General features: G+C 59.0%; 2 protein-coding genes and 1 pseudogene. All 3 read right to left on the reverse strand.

The features are described 5' to 3' along the window. A partial coding sequence (locus ACEQWH_RS12570; RefSeq protein ID WP_370231394.1) for a 2Fe-2S iron-sulfur cluster-binding protein occupies window positions 1–2237 on the reverse strand: 2237 nt, incomplete at its 3' end. A gap of 68 nt (window positions 2238–2305) precedes the next feature. After that, window positions 2306–2638: a sarcosine oxidase subunit delta gene (locus ACEQWH_RS12575; protein WP_370231395.1), complete on the reverse strand. Its 333-nt coding sequence runs from the start codon at window positions 2636–2638 to the stop codon at window positions 2306–2308. Window positions 2639–2895: 257 nt separating this feature from the next. Then, a pseudogene (locus ACEQWH_RS12580) lies at window positions 2896–3934 on the reverse strand (FAD-dependent oxidoreductase); the annotation flags it as partial.

Below are 3934 nucleotides of genomic sequence, written 5' to 3' on the forward strand. Positions count from 1 at the left end.
TCTTCCATCCAGCCGTGAATACGCTCGGCGCCGCCGGTTGTGGTGTGGCAAAGGAAGGTTTCCTCGTCGATGCGCGCAACCACACCATCATCGATCAAGAAGCCGTTCTCGTTACACATCAGGCCATAGCGACATTTGCCGACCTTCAGCGTGCTCGTCATATTGGTGTAGAGCATGTCGAGGAACTTGCCCGCATCAGGGCCTTTGACCACCAGTTTGCCCAACGTCGAGGCATCCAGCATCCCAAGAGAGCTGCGGGTCTGGTTGATTTCGCGCTTGACCGCATCGGCATGGCTTTCGCCTGCTTTGGGGAAGCAATAGGGACGACGCCACTGACCGACAGGCTCAAAGAACGCATTCTGCTCTTCGTGCCAGGCATGGATGGGCGTGCGGCGGACTGGCTGGAAAATCTCGCCCCGCGCTTCACCGCCTATAGAGCCCATTGAGATCGGCGTATAAGGCGGACGGAAAGTGGTGGTGCCCACCGCAGGGATTGGCGCGTTCAACTGGCCAGCCAACGTCGCCAAGCCGTTGATATTGCTCAGCTTGCCTTGGTCTGTCGCCATACCCAACGTGGTATAGCGCTTGGTATGCTCAACGCTTTCATAGCCCTCTTGCGCCGCGAGGCGCACGTCAGAGACTTTGACGTCGTTCTGATAATCCAGCCAGGATTTCGCGCGCAACGCGGCCGAGGCCCCTTGCGGCATCATCCAAACGGCTTCCATCGTGGCCTCATCGACCGCTGCGGCCTTTGGTGCCTCGATCCCTTTTGGAGGCATTCCGACCATCGTCGCGGCCTGTTTGCCAGCCTCGGTGGCATCAGCAAGAATTGCGCCCAGATCGACTGGACCATTCGCGGCCCCGGCCGGAATGACAAAAACATCGCCGTTCTGGTTGGTTGGGCCGCGAGATGCGTCTGGCGCGAAGTGGTTCTGCACCTCGTCCCAGTTCAGCTTGCCGCCACAGTGGGACCACAGGTGCACCACAGGCGACCAGCCGCCGGACATGGCAACGCAATCGCATTTGATCTCTTGCAGCACCGCGCCTTCGCCGGCCTGCGCACAGATCGCAACCCCGGTGACGCGCTTGCCACCTTTGACCTTGGCGATACCTTTGCCGGTTTCCACCCGAATGCCCAGATCTTTGGCCGCTGCCATCAGAGCGCCACCGCCATTTGGACGGGCATCAATGATCGCAGGCACTTCGAGGCCCGCGTTTTTCAAAGCAATCGCCGTGCGGTACGCATCGTCGTTGTTGGTGACAACAACCGTACGGTCGCCGATCGAAACACCATAGCCGGTCACATAGTCACGCACGGCAGAGGCCAACATGACGCCCGGAATATCGTTGCCTGCAAAGGACAATGGACGCTCGATCGCGCCGGTCGCGGTGATGATCTGCCCTGCCCGGATCCGCCACAGACGGTGGCGTGGACCGCCGTTTTGCGGCGCGTGGTCAGACACACGTTCATAGCCAAGCACATAGCCGTGGTCATAGACGCCTGCGCCCATCATGCGGGTGCGCAGCGTTACATTCTCGTTTGCTTTCAGTTCATTAAGCGTTTCAGCAACGAAATCCTCGGTGGATTTTCCGTCGATCTCTCCGCCGTCGATGATGGCGCGACCACCCCAAGTGGCGCCCTGCTCCATCACCAGAACCTTGGCGCCACCCGCAGCCGCAGCCTTGGCCGCCTGAAGCCCCGCGATGCCGCCGCCGACGACGACCACATCATAGAAGGCATAGAAATGCTCGTATGTGTCCGCGTCACGCTCTTTGGGCGCTTTGCCAAGACCCGCCGCCTGACGGATAAAGGGTTCAAACAGATGTTTCCAGGCCGCACGCGGGAACAAGAAGGTTTTGTAGTAAAACCCTGCCGGCATAAAGCGGGATGCAAGGCTGTTCAGCGCGCCCACGTCAAATTCCAGGCTGGGCCAGTGGTTCTGACTGGTTGCAGTCAGGCCGTGAAACAGCTCGGTCGTGGTGGCGCGTTGGTTGGGTTCAAACTTGCCGCCCTCGCCCAGATTTACCAGCGCGTTAGGCTCTTCGGCACCAGAGGCCACGATGCCACGTGGACGGTGATATTTGAACGAGCGGCCCACCAGCATCTGATCGTTGGCCAGAAGTGCCGAGGCCAGCGTGTCGCCCTCAAACCCCTTCAGGCGTTTGCCGTTAAAGGTGAACTCGATGGCTTTGCCGCGGTTCAGCAGGCTGCCGCCTGTGGAAAGTCTTGTGCTCATGTGTCAGCCCTTTTTGCGGGTTGATGCGCCGGATGCCTCCGGCGGGGATATTTTCGGCAAGAGAAAGATCACAGCGAGAACTCGCGCCACGTCCAGTTGGGGTGCTTGGCAGCGATCTTTTCTTTGACCTCTTGTGGAGGCTCATAGGTTTGCGCGGGATAGGTGCCAAAGACCTCAAGTGTCATGGTGCAGCGCGCGGCGTGGAAATATTTGCCGCAGCCGTTTTGGTGGCGCCAGCGTTCCAGATGCACACCCTTGGGGTTTTCGCGCATGAAGAGATAGCCCTCAAAGTCGGTGTCCTCAGACCCCGGACCAAAACGCTTCAGATGCGCTTCGCCTTCGGCGTGGAATTCGGTTTCTTCGGCGGTGACGCCGCAGTATGGGCAAGTTAGGATTAGCATCTATGCGCACTCCTGCTTGAATTTCAGCTGTCCAATGTCCACGTTTTCCTTATGGAAACTGTATTTTGGATCACAATTATTGTCATAGCCATCGTTGCGATATGGAGAATTGATCGCAGATTGAAACAAGCTCCGCCCAAGACGAGTCAAACGCATCAACCCCACAGTCCAACCAGCAACGATCCGGATAAAGAAGAGTTCCTTCGAAACGGAGGACTGGGTCCCGGTTCGCACCAGTAGATCTTTGCAAGTGGCCATCAGTGCGCCACCCCTGCTGCGACGCTTTCGTCGATGAAGCGGCCTTCGATGAAACGTTCCATGCCAAATTCGGCGCTCAGTGGTCCGGGCTCGCCTTTGGCGATGAGTTCCGCTGTGGCCCAGCCACCGCCCGGAATGGCTTTGAAGCCGCCGGTGCCCCAGCCTGCGTTGATGAAGCAGTTGCCCAGAGGGGTCTTGCCAATCACGGGCGAGCGGTCGCCGGTCACATCCACGATACCGCCCCATTGGCGCAGCATTTTCAGGCGGGAAATCATTGGGAAGGTCTCGACCAATGCGCGGACGGTTTACTCAATGTGGTGGAACGAGCCGCGTTGGGTATAGTTGTTGAACCCGTCGGTGCCGCCACCGATAACCATTTCGCCTTTGTCAGACTGGCTCATATAGCCGTGCACGGTGTTGGCCATGACCACAACGTCCATGCAGGGTTTGATCGGCTCTGACACCAGCGCCTGAAGCGCCACGGATTCCATTGGCAGACGGAAGCCCGCCATTTCAGCCAATGCGCCAGAGTTGCCCGCGACCACCAGACCAAGCTTGTCGCAATCGATCGGACCCTTGGTGGTGTCGACGCCTTTGACCTTGCCGCCTTCAGAGCGCACGCCGATGACTTCGCATTTCTGGATGATGTCCATGCCCATGTCAGAACAGGCACGCGCATAACCCCAGGCCACCGCGTCGTGACGTCCGGTGCCGCCGCGGGCCTGCCACAGTGCCCCCAGAACCGGATAGCGCGGACCCGAGATGTTCATGATCGGGCACAGCTCTTTGACCTTGTCCGGGCCGATGAATTCCGTCTGGACACCCTGAAGCGCATTTGCGTGCGCGGTACGTTGATAGCCGCGCACCTCTGCTTCGGTCTGCGCCAGCATCATAACGCCGCGCGGGCTGAACATCACGTTGTAGTTCAGATCCTGCGACAGCGTCTCGTAAAGGCTGCGCGCCTTTTCATAGAGCGCGGCCGAGCTGTCTTGCAGGTAGTTTGAGCGGATGATCGTGGTGTTACGGCCCGTATTGCCG

This window comes from Cognatishimia sp. (genome assembly GCF_964229375.1).
Taxonomy (GTDB): Bacteria; Pseudomonadota; Alphaproteobacteria; order Rhodobacterales; family Rhodobacteraceae; genus Cognatishimia.